At 64.9% G+C, this 21,494-nt stretch carries 17 protein-coding genes; 3 read left to right on the top strand and 14 right to left on the bottom strand.

Annotation, left to right across the window (positions count from 1 at the left end; translation table 11 throughout):
• Positions 1-7: 7 nt before the first annotated feature.
• Both PQU96_RS05000 and PQU96_RS05005 read right to left on the bottom strand, forming a co-directional pair.
• Entirely contained in the window at positions 8-1,132 is a 1,125-nt protein-coding gene (locus tag PQU96_RS05000; RefSeq protein ID WP_272771149.1) for an ABC transporter ATP-binding protein, read from the bottom strand.
• 485 nt (positions 1,133-1,617) lie between these two features.
• Complete coding sequence (locus tag PQU96_RS05005) at positions 1,618-3,423, bottom strand: GGDEF domain-containing protein (protein ID WP_272771150.1); 1,806 nt, start codon at positions 3,421-3,423, stop codon at positions 1,618-1,620.
• A gap of 136 nt (positions 3,424-3,559) precedes the next feature.
• Between PQU96_RS05005 and PQU96_RS05010 the strand changes: the two genes are divergently transcribed.
• Both PQU96_RS05010 and astE read left to right on the top strand, forming a co-directional pair.
• Positions 3,560-4,348: an alpha/beta fold hydrolase gene (locus PQU96_RS05010; RefSeq protein ID WP_272771151.1), complete on the top strand. Its 789-nt coding sequence runs from the start codon at positions 3,560-3,562 to the stop codon at positions 4,346-4,348.
• Between the two features lie 263 nt (positions 4,349-4,611).
• Positions 4,612-5,625, top strand: a complete 1,014-nt coding sequence (gene astE / locus PQU96_RS05015; protein WP_272771152.1) for a succinylglutamate desuccinylase — start codon at positions 4,612-4,614, stop codon at positions 5,623-5,625.
• Positions 5,626-5,742: 117 nt separating this feature from the next.
• On the opposite strand, the gene PQU96_RS05020 is transcribed toward astE, so the two are convergent.
• Entirely contained in the window at positions 5,743-7,131 is a 1,389-nt protein-coding gene (locus tag PQU96_RS05020) for a D-2-hydroxyglutarate dehydrogenase (RefSeq protein WP_272771153.1), read from the bottom strand.
• Between the two features lie 79 nt (positions 7,132-7,210).
• On the opposite strand from PQU96_RS05020, the gene serA reads away from it, so the two are divergent.
• Positions 7,211-8,440, top strand: a complete 1,230-nt coding sequence (serA, locus tag PQU96_RS05025; protein WP_272771154.1) for a phosphoglycerate dehydrogenase — start codon at positions 7,211-7,213, stop codon at positions 8,438-8,440.
• A gap of 82 nt (positions 8,441-8,522) precedes the next feature.
• On the opposite strand, the gene accD is transcribed toward serA, so the two are convergent.
• The 11 genes from accD to leuB all read right to left on the bottom strand — a co-directional run bounded on the left by accD (position 8,523) and on the right by leuB (position 21,488).
• Positions 8,523-9,398, bottom strand: a complete 876-nt coding sequence (gene accD / locus PQU96_RS05030) for an acetyl-CoA carboxylase, carboxyltransferase subunit beta (RefSeq protein WP_272771155.1) — start codon at positions 9,396-9,398, stop codon at positions 8,523-8,525.
• Between the two features lie 79 nt (positions 9,399-9,477).
• Positions 9,478-10,272 (bottom strand): tryptophan synthase subunit alpha, encoded by a 795-nt coding sequence (trpA, locus tag PQU96_RS05035; RefSeq protein WP_272771156.1) that lies wholly within the window; start codon positions 10,270-10,272, stop codon positions 9,478-9,480.
• A 96-nt stretch (positions 10,273-10,368) separates the two neighbouring features.
• Complete coding sequence (trpB, locus tag PQU96_RS05040) at positions 10,369-11,568, bottom strand: tryptophan synthase subunit beta (RefSeq protein WP_272771157.1); 1,200 nt, start codon at positions 11,566-11,568, stop codon at positions 10,369-10,371.
• Between the two features lie 52 nt (positions 11,569-11,620).
• Positions 11,621-12,244, bottom strand: coding sequence for a phosphoribosylanthranilate isomerase (locus PQU96_RS05045; RefSeq protein ID WP_272771158.1), 624 nt, complete (start codon positions 12,242-12,244; stop codon positions 11,621-11,623).
• A 1-nt stretch (position 12,245) separates the two neighbouring features.
• Positions 12,246-13,034 carry a tRNA pseudouridine(38-40) synthase TruA gene (truA, locus tag PQU96_RS05050; RefSeq protein WP_272771159.1) on the bottom strand — a complete coding sequence of 263 codons (789 nt, stop codon included), beginning with the start codon at positions 13,032-13,034 and terminating at the stop codon, positions 12,246-12,248.
• Positions 13,031-13,642, bottom strand: a complete 612-nt coding sequence (locus tag PQU96_RS05055) for a hypothetical protein (RefSeq protein WP_272771160.1) — start codon at positions 13,640-13,642, stop codon at positions 13,031-13,033. Before PQU96_RS05055 ends, truA begins: the two co-directional genes overlap by 4 nt.
• 2 nt (positions 13,643-13,644) lie before the next feature.
• Positions 13,645-15,732, bottom strand: a complete 2,088-nt coding sequence (locus PQU96_RS05060; RefSeq protein WP_272771161.1) for a type IV pilus assembly protein FimV — start codon at positions 15,730-15,732, stop codon at positions 13,645-13,647.
• A 19-nt stretch (positions 15,733-15,751) separates the two neighbouring features.
• The gene (locus PQU96_RS05065; RefSeq protein WP_272771162.1) at positions 15,752-17,881 is read right to left on the bottom strand and encodes a motility hub landmark protein FimV; all 2,130 of its coding nucleotides are present in this window, start codon (positions 17,879-17,881) and stop codon (positions 15,752-15,754) included.
• Between the two features lie 194 nt (positions 17,882-18,075).
• Positions 18,076-19,092: an aspartate-semialdehyde dehydrogenase gene (locus PQU96_RS05070; protein ID WP_272771163.1), complete on the bottom strand. Its 1,017-nt coding sequence runs from the start codon at positions 19,090-19,092 to the stop codon at positions 18,076-18,078.
• A gap of 68 nt (positions 19,093-19,160) precedes the next feature.
• The gene (gene asd / locus PQU96_RS05075) at positions 19,161-20,267 is read right to left on the bottom strand and encodes an aspartate-semialdehyde dehydrogenase (protein ID WP_272771164.1); all 1,107 of its coding nucleotides are present in this window, start codon (positions 20,265-20,267) and stop codon (positions 19,161-19,163) included.
• A gap of 156 nt (positions 20,268-20,423) precedes the next feature.
• A complete protein-coding gene (gene leuB / locus PQU96_RS05080) occupies positions 20,424-21,488 on the bottom strand; it encodes a 3-isopropylmalate dehydrogenase (protein WP_272771165.1) in 1,065 nt (354 codons plus the stop codon).
• Positions 21,489-21,494 lie beyond the last annotated feature (6 nt).

The raw sequence follows: 21,494 nt of genomic DNA on the forward strand, positions 1-21,494 counted from the left end.
CGGCTCCTTAGCGGGTGAGCACAACCGGCATGTCGGCGCGCCAGCTGACGTAGACCTGATCACCCCAGGTCGGCGGCTCCAGGTTGGCCTCATGCCAGCGGTTGACCGGCACCATCGCCTTCAGCACCTTGCCGCTGCCGAGCTTGACGTGATAGACGGAATAGCTGCCGAAGTAGGCGATCTCTGCCACCGAGCCCTTGGCGGCGTTGGGACCGGCAGCCACCGGGTCGCGGTCGACGCGCACGTCTTCCGGCCGGATGCTGGCCCACACCTGCATGCCTTTCGGGCCGGTGATGCCGTGGTCGATCCAGATGCGTCCGCCCAGCTCGGCGGCCTCGATCTCGACCCGGTCCGGCTCGTCGACTACCACCGGGCCGGTGAACAGGTTGGTGTCGCCGATGAATTCGGCGGTGAAGCGGCAGTTGGGGTAGTCGTAGATCTCCGCCGGAGTGCCCACCTGCAGCAGCTGGCCTTCGCTCATGATGCCGATGCGGGTGGCCATGGTCATCGCCTCTTCCTGGTCATGGGTGACCATGATGCAGGTCACGCCGACGCTCTCCAGGGTGTTGACCAGCTCCAGCTGCGTCTGCTGGCGCAGTTTCTTGTCCAGCGCGCCCAACGGCTCGTCCAGCAGCAGCAGCTTCGGGCGCTTGGCCAGACTGCGCGCCAGCGCGACACGCTGCTGCTGGCCGCCGGACAGCTGGTACGGCTTGCGGTTGGCGTACTTGCGCATCTGCACCAGATCCAGCATCTCCGCCACGCGGGCGTCGATCTCGCCCTTGGGCATCTTGTCCTGCTTCAGGCCGAAGGCGATGTTGTCCGCCACCGACATGTGCGGGAACAGCGCGTAGCTCTGGAACATCATGTTGATCGGGCGGTCGTACGGCGCCAGCTTGGTAATGTCCTGGCCGTCGAGAATGATCTGACCGGCGGTGGGCCGCTCCATGCCCGCCAGCATGCGCAGCAGGGTGGACTTGCCACAGCCGGAGCTGCCGAGCAGGGCAAAGATTTCCTTGCGCTGGATGTCCAGCGTCACGCCATCGACGGCGGTGGTGTCCCCGAATTTCTTGACGATATTGGCAATCGACAAATAAGGCTTTTCGCTAGCAGACTGCTTTGCAGCATCAACCATGATTGTTTCCCCTGAAGGACGAGGTATGTCCCAGTGATATTTTCGTACGTCTTCGTCATCATGATGCGATAGACGTAGCGCCATTCAATAAAAAACCGACACCCTACTTGCGGCCAACCTTGCAGGCAATATCTGCGGCCTTCGACATTTACCGCCAGGCCACGCCAAAACGGCGTTCATGTACCGCACCGGCACTGCTCACGACACACTCCGGCTCGCCAAACGCAGGGCAAAGACAGTGCAGGCCACGGCAGCGACAGCAGCCAGTGACCGCTCCCTGCTGCGCTGTACGCACAAGCGCGGCCACCCGTCGAAAAAAGAGTAGCGTACGTTTAATAAAATTGACAAGAAAAAACGGGAAAGCCGCCAGAAAAGCAGCAGAATAAAAAACGGACGCCAATCATGGACTTAATTATCAATATCATGCTGCTGCGCAGCATGATCGGCGGCAATGGCAACAACCCTCACGGCAGCTGTTTAATTCCTCAAACGGCCAGCGCCGTTGGCCGCACCAAAACGGGGAATTCACGCACTTCGACAAACAGGCTGCTACCCTCCTGTTTTTTCGCCATTTTTTTGGCCTGTGTCGCCGCCGCCGCCACTTCGTAGTGCGAAAGAAAGCGCCCCGGCAACACCGGCAGCACCCCGATGGACACACTGGTCAGCGGGAAGAACTGCATCTGACCACTGCGGTCAGCGATGTGATAGCCACCGGCATGGCGCGCTGCGGCACAAAAGAAGGCCTGCACCCGCTGATCGAACAGGTGGATGATGTCCTGCAGCCGCTGCCGCCAGTTGCAACTCTGCAACAACAACACGAAGTCGTCGCCACCAATATGGCCGGCAAAATCCAGCGTCATGTCCAGCTGCGACAGCAGGATCCGCCCCAGCTCGCGGATCAGGTCGTCGCCGGCGCCGTAGCCGTAGTGGTCGTTGAACGGCTTGAAGTGGTCGAGATCCACATAGGCGACCACGAACGGACGCTCGCCCTCCAGCAGCCGCTGCACCTCCTCTCCGATCGGCACATTGCCCGGCAGCCCGGTCAGCGGGTTGGCGTAACGCGCCGCCGACAGCTGCATCTCGCTGATCAGCCGCATCAGGTCGTAGCCGGTGCCCATCCCCAGATAGGCACCGTCCTCGACGAGGATGAAGCCGTCGACCAGGTAGCGCTGCTCCGCCTCCACCACCCGCCCGGACAGCGACTGGATGTCCATCTCCGCCGACACCAGCAGCGGCCTGGCGTCGGCCAGCGCCATGCACGGCTTCTTGGCGAACAGCTCGCGGTTGAACGGCTTGGCGAAGGTTTCCAGCACGTGGTGCCGGGTCAACAAGCCCACCGGACGCCGCTCGTGCAAGACCGGAATGGCAAAACGCTGCAGCGAGGCGGCAAACATCTGGTAGGCCTGTTCGCAGTTGTGCGCAGTAGTCAGGTAGGGCACCTCCTGCAGCAGGTCGCGCGCCACCGGCCGGCGCCGGTCGCCACCGTGTTGCGGCGCCCGCGGCAGCGGGTAGTGGCGGGCGCCCCCCGGCTCCGCCTGCGGCCGCGCGATCAGGTAGCCCTGCCCCATCGCCACCCCCAGCTCGCGCAACACGCGCAGCTCTTCCGCCTGCTCCACCCCTTCGGCCACCAGCAGCGCACCGGAGGCGCGCGCCATGTCCACCAGCGAGCGCACGAACTGCGCCTTCAGCGGGTCCGCGTGAATGTTCTGCACGAAGTACTTGTCCAGCTTCACCACGTCCGGGCGCAGCTCCGACCACAGCCGCAGATTGGAGAAACCCTCGCCAAGGTCGTCCAGTGCCAGACGCAGCCCGGCGTCACGCAGCTCGTCCGCCACCTGACACAGCACCGGATAACCGGCACTGGGCCGAGTTTCGGTCAGCTCCAGCACCACCCGCTGCGGCGATAGCCCATACAGCTGCAGCAGGCCAAGCAGCGCCTCAGCCGAGACATCGGCGCTAAGCAAGGTATCGGGAATGACATTGATGAACAGGGTGCCGGGCAGCTGGCTGCGCGCAAACTGGCGCAGGATCGCCGCAATGCAGACCTGATCCAGCACCCCGGACAGGCCGGCGCGCGCCGCTTGCTCGAACAGCATCACCGGCGAATGCAGGATGGAGCCGGATGGCCCGCGCACCAGCGCCTCGTAGCCGTACAGCTCGCCGTCCGCCAGCTGCACGATGGGCTGGAACACCACCTGCACCTGCCCCTGACGAATGATCTGTTCCAGCTGCGCCTGATGCGCCAAGGGTGGCGCGACGCTGATGGTGACGGTTTCCAGCATGGTTTCCATTGCACGAGTCCATTTCCAAGAACGGAAATGCTAGCGCCACAATATGACAAACAGTCGATGGCGGCTGCCGCCGCTATTGCGGGGCGACGCTTCCTGCACCACACTGACATGAACCGCACCCGACAAGGAGGATGCCATGCCCATGCTGCAGCACGACGGACGCCAGCTGTATTACGAAGTCACCGGCCACGGCGAACAGCCGCTCTTGCTGTTCAACGGGCTGACCATGAGCACCGCCGCCTGGACGCTGATGGCGCCGCTACTGGAGCCGCGCTTCAAGCTGATCCGCCTCGACTTCCAGGGCCAAGGCCAGAGCGAGCGCCGGGTGCTGGACAGTTACCCGCTGACGCAGCAGGCGGACGACGCCGCCGCGCTGCTTGATCACCTCGGTATCAAGCAGTGCTACCTCGCCGGCCTGTCCTACGGCGGCATGGTGGCACTGCACTTCGCCCGCCGCCATCCGGCGCGGCTGTCGCGGCTGCTGCTGGCCTCGACGCTGGCGTGGTCGGATGCGGCCAACGTTTACATCGCGCAGAGCTGGAGCGCGGCGCAACAGGCCGGCGGCCCCGGACTGCGCTTCGACATCAGCCTGCCATGGCTGTTTTCCAGCCGTTTCTTCGTCAGCTACGCACAGATGCTGCCAGACCTGCGCACCATCGCCGCGACGGTGGACTGGCCGGGGGTGGAGCGCATCCTGGCCGGCATCCGCGAACACGACGCGCGCAGCTGGCTGGACGAGATCAGGGTGCCGACCCACATCATCGTCGGCAGCGAAGACCGCCTCACTCCGCTGTACCAGTCGGAACTGCTGCACCAGGGCATCGCCGGCTCGACGCTGACGGTGCTGCCCGGCGCCGGCCACGCCATCCATATCGAGGCGCCGGCCGCCTTCGCGCAGCAGATCAGCCGCTTCGCCGACGCCTGAGAACGTGTTCACGGTCTCGCACGCTCACGCGAGACAAGGCGAAAACGGCTGAAGAAGCGGCGTTTATCCAGATATCAACCAGCATGCCGAAGCCGTTTTTAACGCGGTATCGCCCTATTGATATCAGTCGCAACAGATCGTGAATAGGCTCTGAGGCGGCGAATGTCCGGTTTGCGCCACTTTCGGACAAGGCGGTGACAGCCGCGTTGGCGGCGGCGGGCATTTGATTAGAATGGGGCAACACCACAAGCACAGGACACCCCATGACGCCGTTTGCTCCCGCCCGTGATTTTCTGCACGCCACGCTGGAGGGCCACTTTGCCGGCCCCCGCCAGTGGCAGACCGCGACCCTGAGCCTGCAGTGGCAGGCCGAAGGCGTGCTGGCACTTACGCCGCTGGACGCCGCCGACGCGCTGGACCACGTGCTGCTGTCCACCGGCATCCACGGCAACGAGACCGCCCCGATCGAGGTGGTCAACAGCATCGTCAACGACCTGCTCGCCGGTGCCATGCCGCTGCGCTGCCGGCTGCTGGTGATGCTGGGCAATCCGGTGGCGATGCGCAGCGGCGCGCGCTTTACCGATTACGACATGAACCGGCTGTTCAACGGTGCCCACATCAGCCAGCCAGAGGCACAGGAAGCGCGCCGCGCCGCCGAGCTCGAGCAGCTGGCCGCCGACTTCTTCCGCGCCGCGCCGGCCGGCGTGCAGCGCCTGCACTACGACCTGCACACCGCCATCCGCGGCTCGGTGTTCGAGAAGTTTGCCATCTACCCGTATACCGACGGCCGGCCGCACAAGCGCGAACAGCTGCTGTGGCTGGAAAGCGCCGACGTCAGCACCCTGCTACTGCACAGCAAGCCAGCGGCCACCTTCAGCTACTACACCAGCCACCATTTCCATGCCGACGCGCTGACGCTGGAGCTGGGCAAGGCGCGGCCGTTCGGCGACAACGACCTTTCCCGCTTCGCCGGCATCGACCGCGCGCTGCGGCGGCTGGTCTCCGGCAGCACCCCGCCGCTGCCGGCCTACGACGCCAGCCGCTTCGCGGTGTTCCACGCCAAGTACGATCTGGTGAAGCACAGCGAGCAGTTCAAGCTGCACCTGGCCGATAGCGTGGAGAACTTCACCGCCCTTCCGCATGGCATGACAATTGCCGAAGATGGCGATATCCGCTATGTCGCTGACGGCGGCGAGGAACGCATCCTGTTCCCCAATCCCAAGGTCGGTGTCGGCCTGCGTGCCGGCATCGTGATCAGCCCCTGCCAACTGGATTAGACGCTTATCCACAGCAAAACGGGGAAAAAGCTGTGGATAAGCTGTTGAAAGCCAAAAAAAACAGCGCGGCGTCAGCAGTTTGCTGACGCCGCGCATTTTTCGGGCATCGTCTGCCGCTTACACCAGCTTGCCCGGGTTCATAATGCCATCCGGATCAAAAAGCGATTTCATCGCTTTCATCAAGCGGATTTCGGCATGACTGCGGCTTACGTCAAGATAGTCGTGCTTGAGCAGGCCGACGCCGTGCTCGGCCGACATGCTGCCGTTGAAGTCGCGCACCAGCTCGAACACGTACTTGTTGACCTGCTCGCAGGCGCGGCGGAAATCGTCGATGGCCAGCGCCTCCGGCTTCAGCACGTTGATGTGCAGGTTGCCGTCGCCGATGTGGCCGAACCACACCACCTCGAACTGCGGGTACTCGCGCGCCAGGATCTCGTCCAGCTGCGCGACAAAGTCCGGCACCTTGCTGACCACCACCGCGATATCGTTCTTGTAAGGCTTGTACGGGGTGATGGACTCGCTGATGTCCTCGCGCAGGCGCCACAGCTCCGCCGCCTGCTGCTGCGACTGCGACAGCACGCCGTCGACCAGCCAGCCCTGCTCGGCACAGTACTCGAACAGCGCCAGCGCCTGCGTCTCGGTGTCCGGCGCGATCTTCTCAAATTCCAGCAACACGTAGTACTCGGCCGCCTCGTCGAACGGCCGCTGCACCGTGCCGCGCGCCAGCACGTGACGCAGCGCCTGCTCGGAGAAGAACTCGAACGCGGTCAGGTCCAGCTTGTCGCGGTAGGCGTTGAAAATATTCATGATGTCGGCAAGATTCGGCACCGCCAGCACCATCACCGCCAGCTCCGCCGGCGGCCGCGCCAGCCGCAGCGTGGCCTCGACGATGAAGCCGAGCGTGCCCTCCGAGCCGATGAACAGGTGACGGAAGTCGTAGCCGGTATTGTTCTTGGCCAGGCCGTGGTTCAGCTCCAGCACCTCACCCTCGCCGGTCACCACTTTCAGCCCGACCACCCATTCGCGAGTCATGCCGTAGCGCACGACCTTGATGCCGCCGGCGTTGGTGGCGATATTGCCGCCGATCTGGCTGCTGCCGCTGGAGGCAAAATCCACCGGGTAGTACAGGCCGTTGGCCAGCGCGAACTCCTGCAGCGCCTTGGTGATCACCCCCGCCTGGCAGCGCACGGTGCGGCCAACCTTGTCCAGCTCCAGGATGGCGTTCATGCGCTCGAACGACACCACCAGCTCGCCGTTGCGCGCCACCGCGCCGCCGGACAGGCCGGTACGGCCGCCGGACGGCACCAGCGCGAACTGCTCGCGCTGTGCCCAGCGCACCAGCGCCACCACCTCGTCCACCGTCTTCGGGAACAGTACCGCCGCGGCGTCGGGCGTGAAATAGCGCGTCCAGTCCAGGCCGTAGCGCGTCAGGGTATCGGTATCGGTGGCCACGCGGTCGGCGGCCAGCAGGCGGCCCAGTTCGGCCAGCTGTTGCGGTGCAAGCATGTGCGCTCTCTCTAGTCAAAAAACGGCAATCAGGGTCATAATACCCGAGAAATTTAGTCAACAAAGGGCCATTCGCATCATGCAAACCGTATCGCTCGCCAAGGACAAGATCAAGGTATTGCTGCTGGAAGGGGTGCACCAGAGCGCCGTCGACACCTTCCGTGACAATGGTTACCACAACATCGAGTATCACAAGAAGGCGCTGCCGGATGCAGAACTGAAGGAGCGCATCGCCGATGCCCACATCGTCGGCATCCGCTCGCGCAGCCAGCTCACCGATGACGTGCTGGAGGCGGCGAAAAAGCTGATCACCGTCGGCTGCTTCTGCATCGGCACCAACCAGGTCGACCTCGCCGCCGCCACCCGCCGCGGCATCCCGGTGTTCAACGCGCCGTTCTCCAACACCCGCTCGGTAGCCGAGCTGGTGATCGCCGAGACCATCATGCTGATGCGCGGCATTCCGGAAAAGAACGCCCTCGCCCATCGCGGCGGCTGGCTGAAATCGGCGGAAGGCAGCTTCGAGGTGCGCGGCAAGACGCTGGGCATCGTCGGCTACGGTCACATCGGCACCCAGGTCGGCGTGCTGGCAGAGAGCCTGGGCCTGAAAGTGGTGTTCTACGACATCGAGAACAAGCTGCCGCTGGGCAACGCGCGCCAGATCGGCAAGCTGCACGATCTGCTGGCCGAGTCCGACGTGGTCACACTGCACGTGCCGGAAACGGCGCAGACCAAGGACATGTTCGGCCCCGCCGAGCTGGCGGCGATGAAGGCCGGCAGTCACCTGATCAACGCCTCGCGCGGCACGGTGGTGGTGATCGAGGCGCTGGCGGCCTCGCTGGCGAGCAAGCACCTGGCCGGCGCCGCCATCGACGTGTTCCCGGTGGAGCCGGAGGGCAATGGCGAGGAGTTCCTGTCGCCGCTGCGCGAATTCGACAACGTGATCCTGACGCCGCACATCGGCGGCAGCACGCTGGAGGCGCAGGCCAATATCGGCGGCGAAGTGGCCGCCAAGCTGGTGAAGTACAGCGACAATGGCTCGACGCTGACCGCGGTCAACTTCCCCGAGGCCTCGCTGCCTGCGCACCACGGCAAGTGCCGCCTGCTGCACATCCACAAGAACCAGCCCGGCGTGCTGGCGCGCATCAACGACGCCTTCTCCACGCTCGGCATCAACATCGCCGCGCAGTACCTGCAGACCAGCGACGAGATCGGTTACGTGGTGATCGAAACCGACAGCGCCGCCAGCCAGCCGGCGCTGGAGGCACTGCAGCAGATCCCCGGCACCCTGCGCTGCCGCGTGCTGTACTGAGCACCAGCTTGCGGCCAACGTTGGGCCGCACACGCAAAAACGCCACGGCTAGCCGTGGCGTTTTGTCTGGCAGCAGCGAAGATCAGGCGCTAAGCGGCTGCGCTTCCTTCATCAGCATCGCCACCAGCGTCGCGACGCGCAGTTTCAGCTCGCGGCGGTCGACGATCATGTCCAGCGCGCCTTTTTCGATCAGGAACTCCGAGCGCTGGAAGCCTTCCGGCAGCGTCTCGCGCACGGTCTGCTCGATCACGCGCGGGCCGGCAAAGCCGATCAGCGCGCCCGGCTCGCCGATCACCACGTCACCGAGGAAGGCGAAGGAGGCGGACACGCCGCCCATGGTCGGGTCGGTGAGGATGGAGATGAACGGCAGCTGATGATCGGACAGCAGCTGCAGTGCGGCCGAGGTCTTGGCCATCTGCATCAGCGAGTTCAGGCCTTCCTGCATCCGCGCACCACCGGAGGCGGCAACGCAGATGAACGGCGCGCGCGCCTCTACGGCTGCCTGCACGCCGCGCACGAAGCGCTCGCCGACCACCGAACCCATCGAGCCACCGATGAAGCGGAACTCGAAGGCGGCCACGACTGCCGGCATGTTGTGGATGCTGCCCTGCATCACCACCAGCGCGTCATCCTCGCCGGTGCTTTCTGCCGCGGCAACCAGCCGGTCGGGATACTTCTTGCTGTCCTTGAACTTCAGGATGTCGATCGGCTTGACGTCGGCGCCGATCTCGCGACGGCCTTCCGCATCCAGCAGCATGTCCAGCCGCTCGCGGGCATTCAGCGAGTGGTGATGGTCACACTTGGGACATACCTGCAGATTGGCCTGCAGATCGGTGTGGTACAGCACCGCCTCACACGCGGGGCACTTGCTCCACAAACCTTCCGGTACCGCCGACGCCTTGTTCGAGCGCGGATCGCGCTTGATCTTCGGCGGCAGGAGTTTATTCAACCAGCTCATTGCTGACTCCTTGAATCAATACGTTGCGGCCAACGGTAAGGTTGGCCGCAGGGTGCTGGCACGGGTGCCCAGCATTGTTCTAACGGATGGCATCCTTCAGCGATGCCACCAGACGGGTAAGCTGCTCTTTGGCAGTTTCGGGTGTCGCCGCTTCGATTTCCTGCACCAGGCGACTGCCGACCACCACCGCATCCGCGGCGGTGGAGATGGCGCGCGCCGTTTCGGCATCGCGGATACCGAAGCCGACACCGATCGGTACTTCGATAAATTCTCTAAGGGCGGCAATTTTACGCGCTACGTCGTCAATGTCCAGATTTCCGGCACCGGTCACGCCTTTAAGTGACACATAGTAGACATAACCGCGTGCCAGCGCGGCGATTTGCTTGACCCGCGCCAGCGGCGTGGTCGGTGCGATCAGGAACACCGGATCCAGTTTGGCGGCGATTAGCGCCGCCGACAGCTCGGCCGCTTCTTCCGGCGGGCAGTCCACGGTCAGCACACCGTCGACACCGGCGGCAGCGGCTTCCTGCGCGAATACCTCGTAGCCCAGTACGTGCACCGGGTTGAGGTAACCCATCAGCACCACCGGGGTCTGCTGGTTGCTGCGGCGGAATTCGCGCACCATGTCCAGCACGTTGCGCAGGCCGACCTTGTGCCGCAGCGCGCGCTCGCTGGCGCGCTGGATCACCGGGCCGTCGGCCATCGGGTCGGAGAACGGAATGCCCAGTTCGATCACGTCGGCACCGCCCTCCACCAGGCCGTGCATCAGGCTGACGGTCAGGCCGGGATCGGGATCACCGGCGGTGATGAACGGGATCAGGGCTTTTTCGCCGGCGGCTTGCAGGCGGGTAAAGGTTTCAGCAATACGGCTCATCACGCGTTTCCTTGCAGCCGGCCTGACAGTCAGTCAGGCCGGTATCATCGGGGAGCGGCAAAGGTTGGCCGCAGCGCGCGGCCAACCCTGGCCACCTTACAGGGTCAGGCCCATCAGAGCGGCGACGGTGTTGATGTCCTTGTCGCCACGGCCAGACAGGTTGACCAGAATGATCTGGTCCTTGCCCATGGTCGGCGCCACCTTGGCGGCGTGCGCCAGCGCGTGGCTGGACTCCAGCGCCGGGATGATGCCTTCCAGATGGCAGCAATCCTCGAACGCCTTCAGTGCCTCGTCGTCGTTGATGGCCACGTACTCGGCACGGCCGATGTCCTTCAGCAGGCTGTGCTCCGGGCCAACGCCCGGGTAGTCGAGACCGGCGGACACCGAGTGGGTCTCGATGATCTGGCCGTTCTCGTCCTGCATCAGGTAGCTGCGGAAGCCGTGCAGCACGCCCGGCTTGCCGGCCGTCAGCGGCGCCGCGTGGCGACCGGTGGCCACCCCGTCACCGCCGGCTTCGACGCCGACCAGGCGCACGCCGTCCACGTCCACATAGGGATGGAAGATACCGATGGCGTTGGAGCCGCCACCGACGCAGGCCACCACCATGTCCGGCTGGCGACCGACCATTTCCTGCATCTGCTCCTTGGCCTCGATGCCGATGATGCGCTGGAAGTCGCGCACCAGCATCGGATAAGGGTGCGGGCCGGCGGCGGTGCCGAGGATGTAGAAGGTGCTGTCGATATTGGTGACCCAGTCGCGCATCGCCTCGTTCAGCGCGTCCTTCAGCGTCTTGGAGCCGGATTCCACCGGCACCACGGTGGCACCCAGCAGCTTCATGCGGAACACGTTCGGCGCCTGGCGCTTCACGTCTTCCGAGCCCATGTACACCACGCACTCCATGCCATAACGGGCGGCAACGGTGGCCGAGGCCACGCCGTGCTGGCCGGCGCCGGTTTCGGCGATCACGCGCTTCTTGCCCATGCGCCGCGCCAGCAGCGCCTGGCCGATGGTGTTGTTCACCTTGTGCGCGCCGGTGTGGTTGAGGTCTTCGCGCTTGAAGTAGATCTGCGCACCGCCGAGCTGTTCCGACCAGCGCTTGGCGTGGTAGACCGGGCTTGGCCGGCCGACAAAGTGTTTCAGCTCGTAGTGATATTCCTGCCAGAACGCCGGATCAGCCTTGGCACGGGCGTACTCGGCATTCAGCTCGTCCAGGGCTGCCATCAATGTTTCCGCTACATAGACACCGCCGTACGGGCCGAAGTGACCGCGTGCATCGGGGAAGTCATAACTGCTCATGGAATGCTCCTGATGGTTTGATGATGGTAGCGGCACGCCGTGGCGCGCCGTGTTAATTCTGTGCCGCCCGCACCGCGGCGACGAAATCTGCCACCCGCTGCGGGCTCTTGATGCCCTTGCCGGCCTCGACACCGCTGGACACGTCGACCGCCGCCGGGCGCACACGGCGCACTGCGTCGGCGACATTGTGCTCGTCCAGGCCGCCGGACAGGATCAGCGGCAAGGGCAGCTGCGCCGGGATCAGCGTCCAGTCGAAGGTCTTGCCGGTACCGCCGTGCGCGCCCTCGACAAAGGCATCGGTCAGCAGGCCGCGTGCGTCGTGGTACTGTGCGGCCAACGTTTGCAGATCGGTGCCCGGCTGCACGCGTACCGCCTTCAGGTACGGGCGGTGAAAACTGCGGCAGAACGCCGGCGACTCTTCGCCGTGAAACTGCAGCACGTCGATCGCGCACTGCGCCAGCACGGCCTCGATCTCCTCACGCGTCGCATTGACGAACAGTGCCACCACGGTCACGAACGGCGGCAGCGCGGCGATGATGGCCTGCGCCTGCGCGATACCGACGTGACGCGGGCTCTTGTCGTAGAACACGAGGCCGATGGCGTCGATGCCAAGCCTGGCCGCCGCCACCGCATCCTCGACGCGGGTAAAGCCACACACCTTGATGCGAACGCTCATCTTATCTCCACAAGGTCAGGCGCGCGGCCTGGGCCTGCGATGGCAAATCGAACTGCTCAGGGTAGCCCACCCCGGTCAGGTACAGGCCATCGGGCATGAAGGTTGGCGGCGCCTTGGTGCGATCCGCCGCAGCCAGCAAGGCCGCCATGCCGGCAGTATCGAGCTTGCCGCGGCCAACATACAGCAATGCACCGACGATATTGCGCACCATGTGGTGCAGGAAGGCATCGGCGGTCAGATCGAAGCGCAGCAGCCCGTCCACTTCGCTGATGTCCAGCTGCTGCAGGTCTTTCTGCGGCGACTTGGCCTGGCACTCGGCCGCGCGGAAGCTGGAAAAATCGTGTCGCCCCAGCAGCACCGCCGCCGCCGCGCGCATCGCATCCACGTCCAGCGGCTGGTGGTACCAGCCGACGCGGCCGGCGGTCAGCCCGGGGCGCACCGGATGCGTCAGCAGGAAATAGCGGTACGAGCGGGAAAACGCGGAAAAACGCGCATGAAATTCGTCACTGACTTCCCGCGCCCACACCACGGCAATCTCGGGTGGCAGGTGGGCGTTGACGCCGCGCACCCAGGCGTTGAGCGGGCGGACGGCATCACTGTCGAAATGCACCACCTGCATCAGCGCGTGCACGCCGGCATCGGTACGCCCGGCGGCGAGAGTGGTCACCGGATGACCGGCAATACTCGACAGCGCCAGGTTCAGTTTGTCCTGCACGGTGTTCCCACCGGGTTGCGTCTGCCAGCCGGAAAACGCACGGCCGTCATACTCCACACCCAACGCAACTCTCATTGTCCCACTTTCACGAGTAAGCCGGACAACAGCAACAGCAGCAACAAGGCCAACGTGTCACGCATGGTCCACGGCGAAAAGCCTAACTTTACCTCATCCGCCGGGGCTTGTGTCAGTTGCGCCGCCAGCGCCGCCCGCCACGCCGCCAGGCTCAGCGCCGGTGAATGCTGCAACCAGTGCTCGGCGTAAAACAGCGTCAACCCCAGCCGTAGCAGCAAGCGTTCCAGCGGCAGACCGAGCCACGCCAGCGGCTGCATTAGCCACGCCAGCGCCTGCAACATGCCCTGCTGTCCCAGTTGCAGCCAGATGCAGCGCAGGCTCGCCATCAGCAACAGCAGTCGCAACTGCTGCTGCAGCGCCAGCGCCAGCCCCTGCCGCGACGGCGACCACGTAGCAACGAACAGCGCGTCACCCGGCACCGACCAGGCGGTGACCAGCAGCAGGGTCAGCAGCAGCCAGCGCATGCGCCGCAGCGCGATGTACAGCTGGCGCCATAACAGGGGGAGACAGATCAGAAACAACAGGGACAGCGCCGGCCAGGACCAGGCTTGCAGCACCAGCACCAGCAGCAACCACGCCACCAGCGCCAATGCGGGATGGCCGCGCACGATCAGAAACCGCCCACCGCTTCTTTGGGCGCGTCCAGCAACCCGGCATCGCGCAACAGGGTATCGGCCATCTCGCTGTCACCCATCTCGCGGTACAGCTGCGCCAACTCGGCAATGGCCGCCTGCTCCGACAGCTCGCCCGCCACCGACACCGGTTGCGGGTCGTTGGCGGCAAAGTCGACGGCGCGACGCGTGACGACCGGCTCCGGAACGGGTTCAGGGATCGGCTTCGGGGTGGGATCTGCCAACGCTGGCAAGACATCTTCTGCCGCAGGCAACGGCACCTCGGGCGCCTCGACCTCGGCCGGCGCCGACGCCAGCACCACGGCCTCGCCCATCGGCCGCTCGATGGCGCGATACAGCGGATTGTCCGCGTCCAGCGTGGCGCCCAGCTGCTGCACCCGTACCCACAGACTGCTCAGCGGACCGAATACCGCCAGCACGTCCAGCGCCAGCGACTCGAACTCGCCGCGATTACCCTGCGCAGCGATCAGGTCGAGCAACTTGATGCGCAGATCCTCGCGCTCCGGCGCGGCATCCAGCGCGTTGCGCAGCAGCGCCTCGGCAGCCTCGCGTCGCTCATACGCCAGCAACACCTCCACTTCGGCCAGCACGTCGACCGTGTCGAGCCGGATCCCGTCGGCCGGCGGCGAAGCGGGTTCGACCGCTGCGACAAGCGGCGGCGGCGCGACCGACGCCGGGCTCGTTTCCGCGACGGCGAACGCCGGTTTCTGCTTGCGACGCCGCAGCAACATCCAGGCCAGCAGGCTGGCCACGGAAACGCCGCCGACACCGGTCAGCACCCACTCCGTCAAGCGGCCATCAAGAAACGCCGCTTCACCCTCCGACAAGGGCGGCATCGCGGGTGCGGCGCTGGCCGGTGCCGGGCTGGCCTCCAGCCGGCTGATCTCCGCCTCCAGCCATTTCATGCGCTGTTGTGCCGCTTTCAACTGCTGGTCGATCTGCCCGGATGGCACCGGCGCCACCGCCGAGGGCGCGGAAGCGGCCGGGGCCGGCGCTGCGGCCTTGACCTTGGCTGGAGCGCTCGCCGGCGCGTCTTGCTTGCCGGTAGCACCCGCGGGCTTGCCGTCCGGGAATACCAGCCAGGCACCGGCGAACAGCAGGTCGCGGTCACCGCCGGCAAAGGCCTGCGGGTTGCGGGCCAGCACTTCCGCCATCCAGGCCTGCCGTGTGGCCGGAGCGTAGCGCTGCGCCAGCCGGTTGAGACTATCCCCCGCCTTGACACGGTAGCCATCCACCGGCAAGGCCTGTGCCGACGGGGCCACATGTTTGCGATAGCGCTGGCCGGCCTTGGGCACGGCCACACTGAAACGGCGCACCACCTCGGTCTCACCCAGGCGTGCCTGCAGTTCGAAACCGATGCGGCTGGCCGTGACCGGTTGCGGATGATGCACGCGCAAGAACTGGCGACCGCCGCGGCTGCGCAGCGTAAAGCGTGTCGCTTGCTCGTCCCCCAGCCCGTGCAGCGCCGCCAGCTGGAACTGGCTGGCGTGCTCAGCCACCGGCCAGTCGCCCAGCAGTTCGACCTCCATGCGCAGCGGCAGTCCGCGCACCGACAGCAAGCGTCCGGCACCGAAGGCCGGCATGCCGGCACCGCTGATAAGGGTCGGTTTTTCCGCCGGCAAGGCGTTATGCGACAGCGGTTTCTTGCCTGGTGCCACCGGCCACTGTCCGGATGGAGGCAGCTGGTACTCGCGAATGGCGCGGCCGGATGGCCATGACAACTCAAGGGCAAAGCGCAGACCCTGCTCGCGGGGCAGCACCGGTCCCGACAAGGTAATCAGGTAGCGGCCGGGCGAGATCTCGCTGGTACGGATCGCCAGCTGGCGCACCACTTCGGCGTAAGGACCCAGCATCGGGTAACGCTCCAGCGATGCCAGTGCCGCGCTTGGCGTACTGAGCCCCGCCTCCGGCTCGACCGCCACCTCGGCATAAAAGGCCTCGTCGGCCGCCGACAGCACCCGCAACGCGCCCAGGCCGGCCCAGGCCGGCAGCACCGTACAGGCGGCCAGCAAGCCGGCCAGGACCGGACGTAGGGCAAAGCCTGGCTGACGGGGATTCGTTTTCATTGACGGGCCAGCAGCAGGATCAAAGCGAGGACAGCAGGTTGGCGGCTTCCTGCTTCAGCGAACCGTCAGCCTCGGCCACCAGCTCTTCCAGCACTTCGCGTGCGCCGTCCTTGTCCCCCATGTCCAGATAAACACGCGCCAGATCCAGTTTGGTCGACAACGGATCGTCCGACACCGACAGGCCGGCGGTGCTGACGGCCGGCGTTTCCGCGCCCAGGCCGTCCAGGCTGAAGTCGAAATCGATACTGTTGGCATCGGGCTCGGCTGCGGCCAACGTTTCCAGCGGACTGGCTTCGCTTACCGGTTCGTCAAGCTGGAAGTCGAAGTCCAGCATGTGCTTGTTTTCTTCCGCGACCGGTTCGGCCGGTACCGGCTCCGCCACCACCTGCTCGGCATCGGCCAACAGGCTCTCGATGTCCAGCTCCGGTGCCAGCGCCTTGGGCGCTGCATCCGCACCAAACGGATCGTCCCCGAGCAGCGCGGCACGCAGCGGATCATCGTCCACCGCGCCTGCCGCCGCGGCAACCGGTTCCGCTAGCGTGGCGGCGGCCGGCATACTGCCCATCAGTTCGTTGTCGAGGTCGATATCCATCGCGGAGGCCACGATGGCATTGTCGGCCACCGCTTCTGTGGCTACGGCGACACCGCCATACAGCGCATTGGCAGGATCGATGCCGCGCCCCAGCTTGGCGATCTTGTCCCACAGCGTACCCTGCCCGTCCAGCGCGTCATGCAGCGCTCTGGCGTGCGGTTCGAAGGCGGAACGATCCTGGCGTGACGCGTAGATTTCCAGCAGTTTAGCCCGCACATCGTGCAGGGTCGGGTCTTTTGCCAGGGCTTCCTTCAGGATTTCCTCGGCTTGCTGATCGCGACCGTAAGCGAGATAGACTTCGGCTTCGGCGATCGGATCGACATCGCCGGCCTCGGCGCCACCGATGCCGTTACGGGTGAAGTCGGTCAAGAAAGTATTGCCGGCGACCAAGGGTTCGGTATTGGACTGCTGCAGGGGCTGCTTGCGCAGGGTGCTGGCCGCGCCAGCGTGGCCCGTCCCCGCGGCACGACGGCGGCGCAGCATGATGATGGCCGCCAGCCCCAGCAATACCGCGGCCAACGCACCGCCAATCAGCGGCAAGTAGGCCATGACTTGATCCAGCAGCGGTTCGCCACGCTCCTCTGCCGGTGGCGCCGTTTGGGGCGCCGCTGCCGCCTGCAGTGCGTTGAGGCGCTTTTCCAGTTCGGTGATTTTTTGCTGCGCCTGCTGCAACTGCAGTGCCTGCTCGGAAACCACGGCGGAGGCGTCAACCGCCGGCACCGAGGCCGGAGCGGTGACCGGCTCCAGCTTCACCAGCTGCTCCGGCGCAGGCTCGGCCTTGGCGGGCACGGCCGGCACGGTAGCGGGTGCCGCAGCCGGTGCAGCGGCGGTAGCCTGTGGGGCACGGCCGGCGTCGAGAATACTGTTGCTGCGCTCGCGCCCCAGCGTGCGAATTTTCGACAGCGGCGGCACCTTCAGACGTGCACCGGCACGCAGCTGGTCGGGATTACCGGCGACGAAGGCCTGCGGATTCGCCTCCAGCAGCGCGGCCATCACCTGGCGCAGCGATACATCGGGCAGCGCCAGCGACGCCGCCAGCTGGTTCAGGGTCTGCCCCGGATGCACGCTGATACGGTCCGGTGCGACGCGCGGGAGCACGTCGCGCTCGGCGCGCGGCACTGCCGGCAGTCTTGGAGCGGGGGCCGGCGTCAGCCGTTCGCCCTGCGGCCGGACGGCGGCAGGCGCCGGACTGGACGGCAGCGCGTAGTCGACCGGATCCAGCAGCACGGTATATTCGCGCACCGAACGGCTGCTCGACATTTTCGCTTCCACCACAAAGCGCAGATAAGGTTCGCTGATCGGCGCCAACGACGTGACACGGATATACGGCCGGCCGTTGGCACGCTGCGCCAGCGTGAAGCGCAGGCTGCTCAGCAACGGCGCGTAATCGACTTTCAACTCGCGAAAGGTATCCAGGGCGGCCAGGCCGACCCGCTGCACCTCGCCATCCGAGCCGCTCAGCTCGATTTCGGCACGCAACGGTTCGCCAAGATTGGACTTGACGACGACTCCCCCCAAACCCGCCCAGGCTGCAGAAGAAAATGCCACTGACAGCATTAATACGCTCAGTTTTTTCTTGGCCAGCATTCTTTTTGCTACCTTTCGGTGTGTTGTTTTGCTTTAACGCCACTGCCGCTCATTTATCCACCATTTGCATAAGCGTGGTACCGGCCGATTTTTAAACCGGCCTGACAAATCTTGCAAGCGGATAGCCAGATCAGTATAGCGACATACTACCTTGAGATTCCTGCTCAGGCAAAATAGCCACGCTTCATCAAGGCTGCAGCCAGCGCCACGCAAGGCTCTGCGGCGCCGGCGCGGACATTGTCGGCCGCCAGCCAGAACGACACGGTGCCGCCCGCCGTCTGCCGCACGCGGCTGACCCAGACCGCCTCGTTACCGGACGCTTCCAGTGGCGTGACATAAGGCAGCTCACCACGCGGATCGTCGACGATTTGCAGGCCGCCGGCAGCCAGCAGCTCGCGCGCCTTGTCCGCAGTCAGCGGATCGCGGGTCTGCAGCGTCACTGCCCAGCCGTGACCGAAGAACACCGGCACCCGCACGCAGCTGGCTTCGACGCGCAGCTGTGGCTCGGCCAGCACCTTGTGCAGCTCGTCGACCAGCGACTGCTCTTCTTCGCTGATGCCCTGCTCGTCCACGTCGCCGATCTGCGGCAACACGTTGAAGGAGATACGCTTCGGGTAGACCTCCAGCTCGACGTCGCGCGCACCAAACAGCGCGGTGGTCTGGTTGGCCAGCTCTTCCAGCGCGGCGCGGCCGGTGCCGGACACCGACTGGTAAGTGGCGACGGTGACCCGCTCCAGGCCGCAGGCCTGCAGTGCGGCCAACGCCTTGGCCACCGGCGTCACCGTGCAGTTCGGCACCGCCAGCAACAGACCTTCACCGAGATCGTCCAGCGCGGCGTCGTTGATACCGGGCACCACCAGCGGCACGTCTTCGGACAGGCGATACACGGCGCTGAAGTCGATCACGGCGCAACCGGCGTTGCGCGCTTCCGGCACGAAGCGGCGCGACAGCTCGCTGCCGCCGACAAAGATCGCCAGCGAGGCATTGGCAAAGTCAAAATCCTCCACCGAGGCCACATCCAGCTCGAGATTGCCCAGCGACACGGTCTCGCCGTCCTTTTCCGCCACATCCAGCGCGAACACGCGACCGATAGGCAGCGCGCGTTCGGCCAGCAATTCAAGCACGGCTTCGCCAACCAGCGAGGTGGCACCAACAACAGCAATACGCAGGGTTTCAGACATTCATTTATCCAGTTCTAGAAAACAGAAAGGGCGCCGCTGGCGCCCTTGGCTAACAGTATCGCACTATTTTAGCGTTCAATCAGGATCCGCAACATACGGCGCAGCGGTTCGGCCGCGCCCCACAGCAGCTGGTCGCCGATCACGAAGGCCGACAGGTACTCGCCGCCCATGTTCAGCTTGCGCACACGGCCGACGCCGATCTGCAGACCGCCGGTGATGGCTGCCGGTGTCAGTTCCTTGACGGTGATGTCGCGGTCGTTCGGCACCCACTTCACCCAGTCGTTGCCGGACTTGATGATGGCTTCGATCTCTTCCAGCGGCAGGTCTTTTTTCAGTTTCACGGTCAGTGCCAGGCTGTGGCAGCGCATGGCGCCGATGCGCACGCACAGACCGTCAACCGGAACGGTCGCCGTGTTGCCGAGGATCTTGTTCACCTCGGCCTGGCCCTTCCACTCTTCCTTGGACTGGCCGTTGTCCAGCTGCTTGTCGATCCACGGGATCAGGCCGCCGGCGAGCGGCGCGCCGAAGAATTCGGTCGGCACGTCTTCGCGGATGGCGGCGGCCACCTTGCGGTCGATGTCCAGAATGGCGGACGATGGTGTGGCCAGTTCGTCGGCCACGGCATCATGCACGACGCCCATGCCCTTCAGCAGTTCGCGCATGTGGTTGGCGCCACCACCGGAGGCCGCCTGGTAGGTCATCGAGGACACCCACTCCACCAGGCCTTCGCGGAACAGCCCACCCATGCCCATCAGCATGATGGAGTTGGTGCAGTTACCGCCGATGAAGTCCTTCACGCCGTTGGCGAGGCCCGCTTCGATCACGTTGCTGTTGACCGGGTCGAGCACGATGATGGCGTTGTCTTCCATGCGCAGGGTGGAGGCGGCGTCGATCCAGTAGCCGTTCCAGCCCGCCTCGCGCAGCTTGGCGTACACCTCGGTGGTGTAGTCGCCGCCCTGGCAGGTGACGATGGCGTCCATTGCCTTCAGCTCGTCGATGTTACGCGCGTCTTTCAGCGGTGGTACGTCGCGGCCAACGTTGGGAGCGGCGCCACCGACATTGGAGGTCGTGAAGAACACCGGTTCGTCGATAACGGCAAAATCATTCTCTTCCAGCATGCGCTGCATCAGCACGGAACCGACCATGCCGCGCCAGCCAACAAAACCTACTCGCACGATAATTCTCCTGAATGTCTTGGGTGTTTGAAACTGTCTCGCCAGCCATCTCTTGACAGACCGGCTTTATGTAGTGATCAACCCCATTGTGCAGGGCAACAGCGGCACGCACAATGGGGTTGATGTTTTTTATTCAAACAACATTAAATATGCAAATTACAGGGCAGCCACCACCGCGTCACCCATGCCGGAGCAGCTGACTTTCTCGCAACCGGCTTCAAAAATATCTGCAGTACGGTAGCCCTGCGCCAGCACCGTTTTCACCGCGTTTTCCACGCGCTGGGCGGCGGCTTCCTGGTTGAAGGTGTAGCGCAGCATCATCGCCGCCGACAGGATGGTGGCCAGCGGGTTGGCCAGGTCCTTGCCGGCGATATCCGGTGCCGAGCCGTGGCTAGGCTCGTACAGGCCCTTGTTGTTCTGGTCCAGCGACGCCGACGGCAGCATGCCGATGGAGCCGGTCAGCATCGAGGCTTCGTCGGACAGGATGTCGCCGAAGATGTTGCCGGTCACCATCACGTCGAACTGCTTCGGATTGCGCACCAGCTGCATCGCGGCGTTGTCCACATACATGTGGCTCAACTCCACCTGCGGGTACTCGCGCGCCACGTCGATCATGATTTCTTTCCAGAACTCGGTGGTCTCCAGCACGTTGGCCTTGTCCACCGAGCACAACTTCTTGTTGCGCTTCATCGCGATGCCGAAGGCGACATGGGCGATGCGACGGATTTCGCCCTCGCTGTAGCGCATGGTGTTGTACGCCTCGCGCTCGCCCAGCTCGTTGACGGCGATGCCGCGCGGCTGGCCGAAGTAGATGTCGCCGGTCAGCTCGCGCACGATCATGATGTCGAGGCCGGACACCACTTCCGGCTTCAGCGTCGACGCGTTGGCCAGTTCCGGATACAGGATCGCCGGACGCAGGTTGGCGAACAGATTCAGATCCTTGCGGATCGCCAACAGGCCGCGTTCCGGGCGCAGCGCGCGCTCCAGATTGTCGTACTGCGGGCCGCCGACGGCGCCGAGCAGCACCGCGTCGGCATCGCGACACAGGTTCTGCGTGAACGACGGATAAGGATGGCCGAACTCGTCGTAGGCGGCGCCACCCAGCGGCGCCCGCTCCATCTCGATCGGCAGGCCGTCGCTGCGCAACACTTCCAGCACGCGCTGTGCCTGGGCAATGATTTCCGGACCGATGCCGTCACCCGGCAAGACTGCAATTTTCATGATCTT

It is taken from the genome of Vogesella margarita, from assembly GCF_028548475.1.
Taxonomy (GTDB): Bacteria; Pseudomonadota; Gammaproteobacteria; order Burkholderiales; family Chromobacteriaceae; genus Vogesella; species Vogesella margarita.

What these genes read in the sequence shown, in the direction of transcription:
- PQU96_RS05000 (WP_272771149.1), bottom strand. Translation starts at nt 1,132, where the DNA reads ATGGTTGATGCTGCAAAGCAGTCTGCTAGCGAAAAGCCTTATTTGTCG.
- PQU96_RS05005 (WP_272771150.1), bottom strand. Translation starts at nt 3,423, where the DNA reads ATGGAAACCATGCTGGAAACCGTCACCATCAGCGTCGCGCCACCCTTG.
- PQU96_RS05010 (WP_272771151.1), top strand. Translation starts at nt 3,560, where the DNA reads ATGCCCATGCTGCAGCACGACGGACGCCAGCTGTATTACGAAGTCACC.
- astE (WP_272771152.1), top strand. Translation starts at nt 4,612, where the DNA reads ATGACGCCGTTTGCTCCCGCCCGTGATTTTCTGCACGCCACGCTGGAG.
- PQU96_RS05020 (WP_272771153.1), bottom strand. Translation starts at nt 7,131, where the DNA reads ATGCTTGCACCGCAACAGCTGGCCGAACTGGGCCGCCTGCTGGCCGCC.
- serA (WP_272771154.1), top strand. Translation starts at nt 7,211, where the DNA reads ATGCAAACCGTATCGCTCGCCAAGGACAAGATCAAGGTATTGCTGCTG.
- accD (WP_272771155.1), bottom strand. Translation starts at nt 9,398, where the DNA reads ATGAGCTGGTTGAATAAACTCCTGCCGCCGAAGATCAAGCGCGATCCG.
- trpA (WP_272771156.1), bottom strand. Translation starts at nt 10,272, where the DNA reads ATGAGCCGTATTGCTGAAACCTTTACCCGCCTGCAAGCCGCCGGCGAA.
- trpB (WP_272771157.1), bottom strand. Translation starts at nt 11,568, where the DNA reads ATGAGCAGTTATGACTTCCCCGATGCACGCGGTCACTTCGGCCCGTAC.
- PQU96_RS05045 (WP_272771158.1), bottom strand. Translation starts at nt 12,244, where the DNA reads ATGAGCGTTCGCATCAAGGTGTGTGGCTTTACCCGCGTCGAGGATGCG.
- truA (WP_272771159.1), bottom strand. Translation starts at nt 13,034, where the DNA reads ATGAGAGTTGCGTTGGGTGTGGAGTATGACGGCCGTGCGTTTTCCGGC.
- PQU96_RS05060 (WP_272771161.1), bottom strand. Translation starts at nt 15,732, where the DNA reads ATGAAAACGAATCCCCGTCAGCCAGGCTTTGCCCTACGTCCGGTCCTG.
- PQU96_RS05065 (WP_272771162.1), bottom strand. Translation starts at nt 17,881, where the DNA reads ATGCTGTCAGTGGCATTTTCTTCTGCAGCCTGGGCGGGTTTGGGGGGA.
- PQU96_RS05070 (WP_272771163.1), bottom strand. Translation starts at nt 19,092, where the DNA reads ATGTCTGAAACCCTGCGTATTGCTGTTGTTGGTGCCACCTCGCTGGTT.
- leuB (WP_272771165.1), bottom strand. Translation starts at nt 21,488, where the DNA reads ATGAAAATTGCAGTCTTGCCGGGTGACGGCATCGGTCCGGAAATCATT.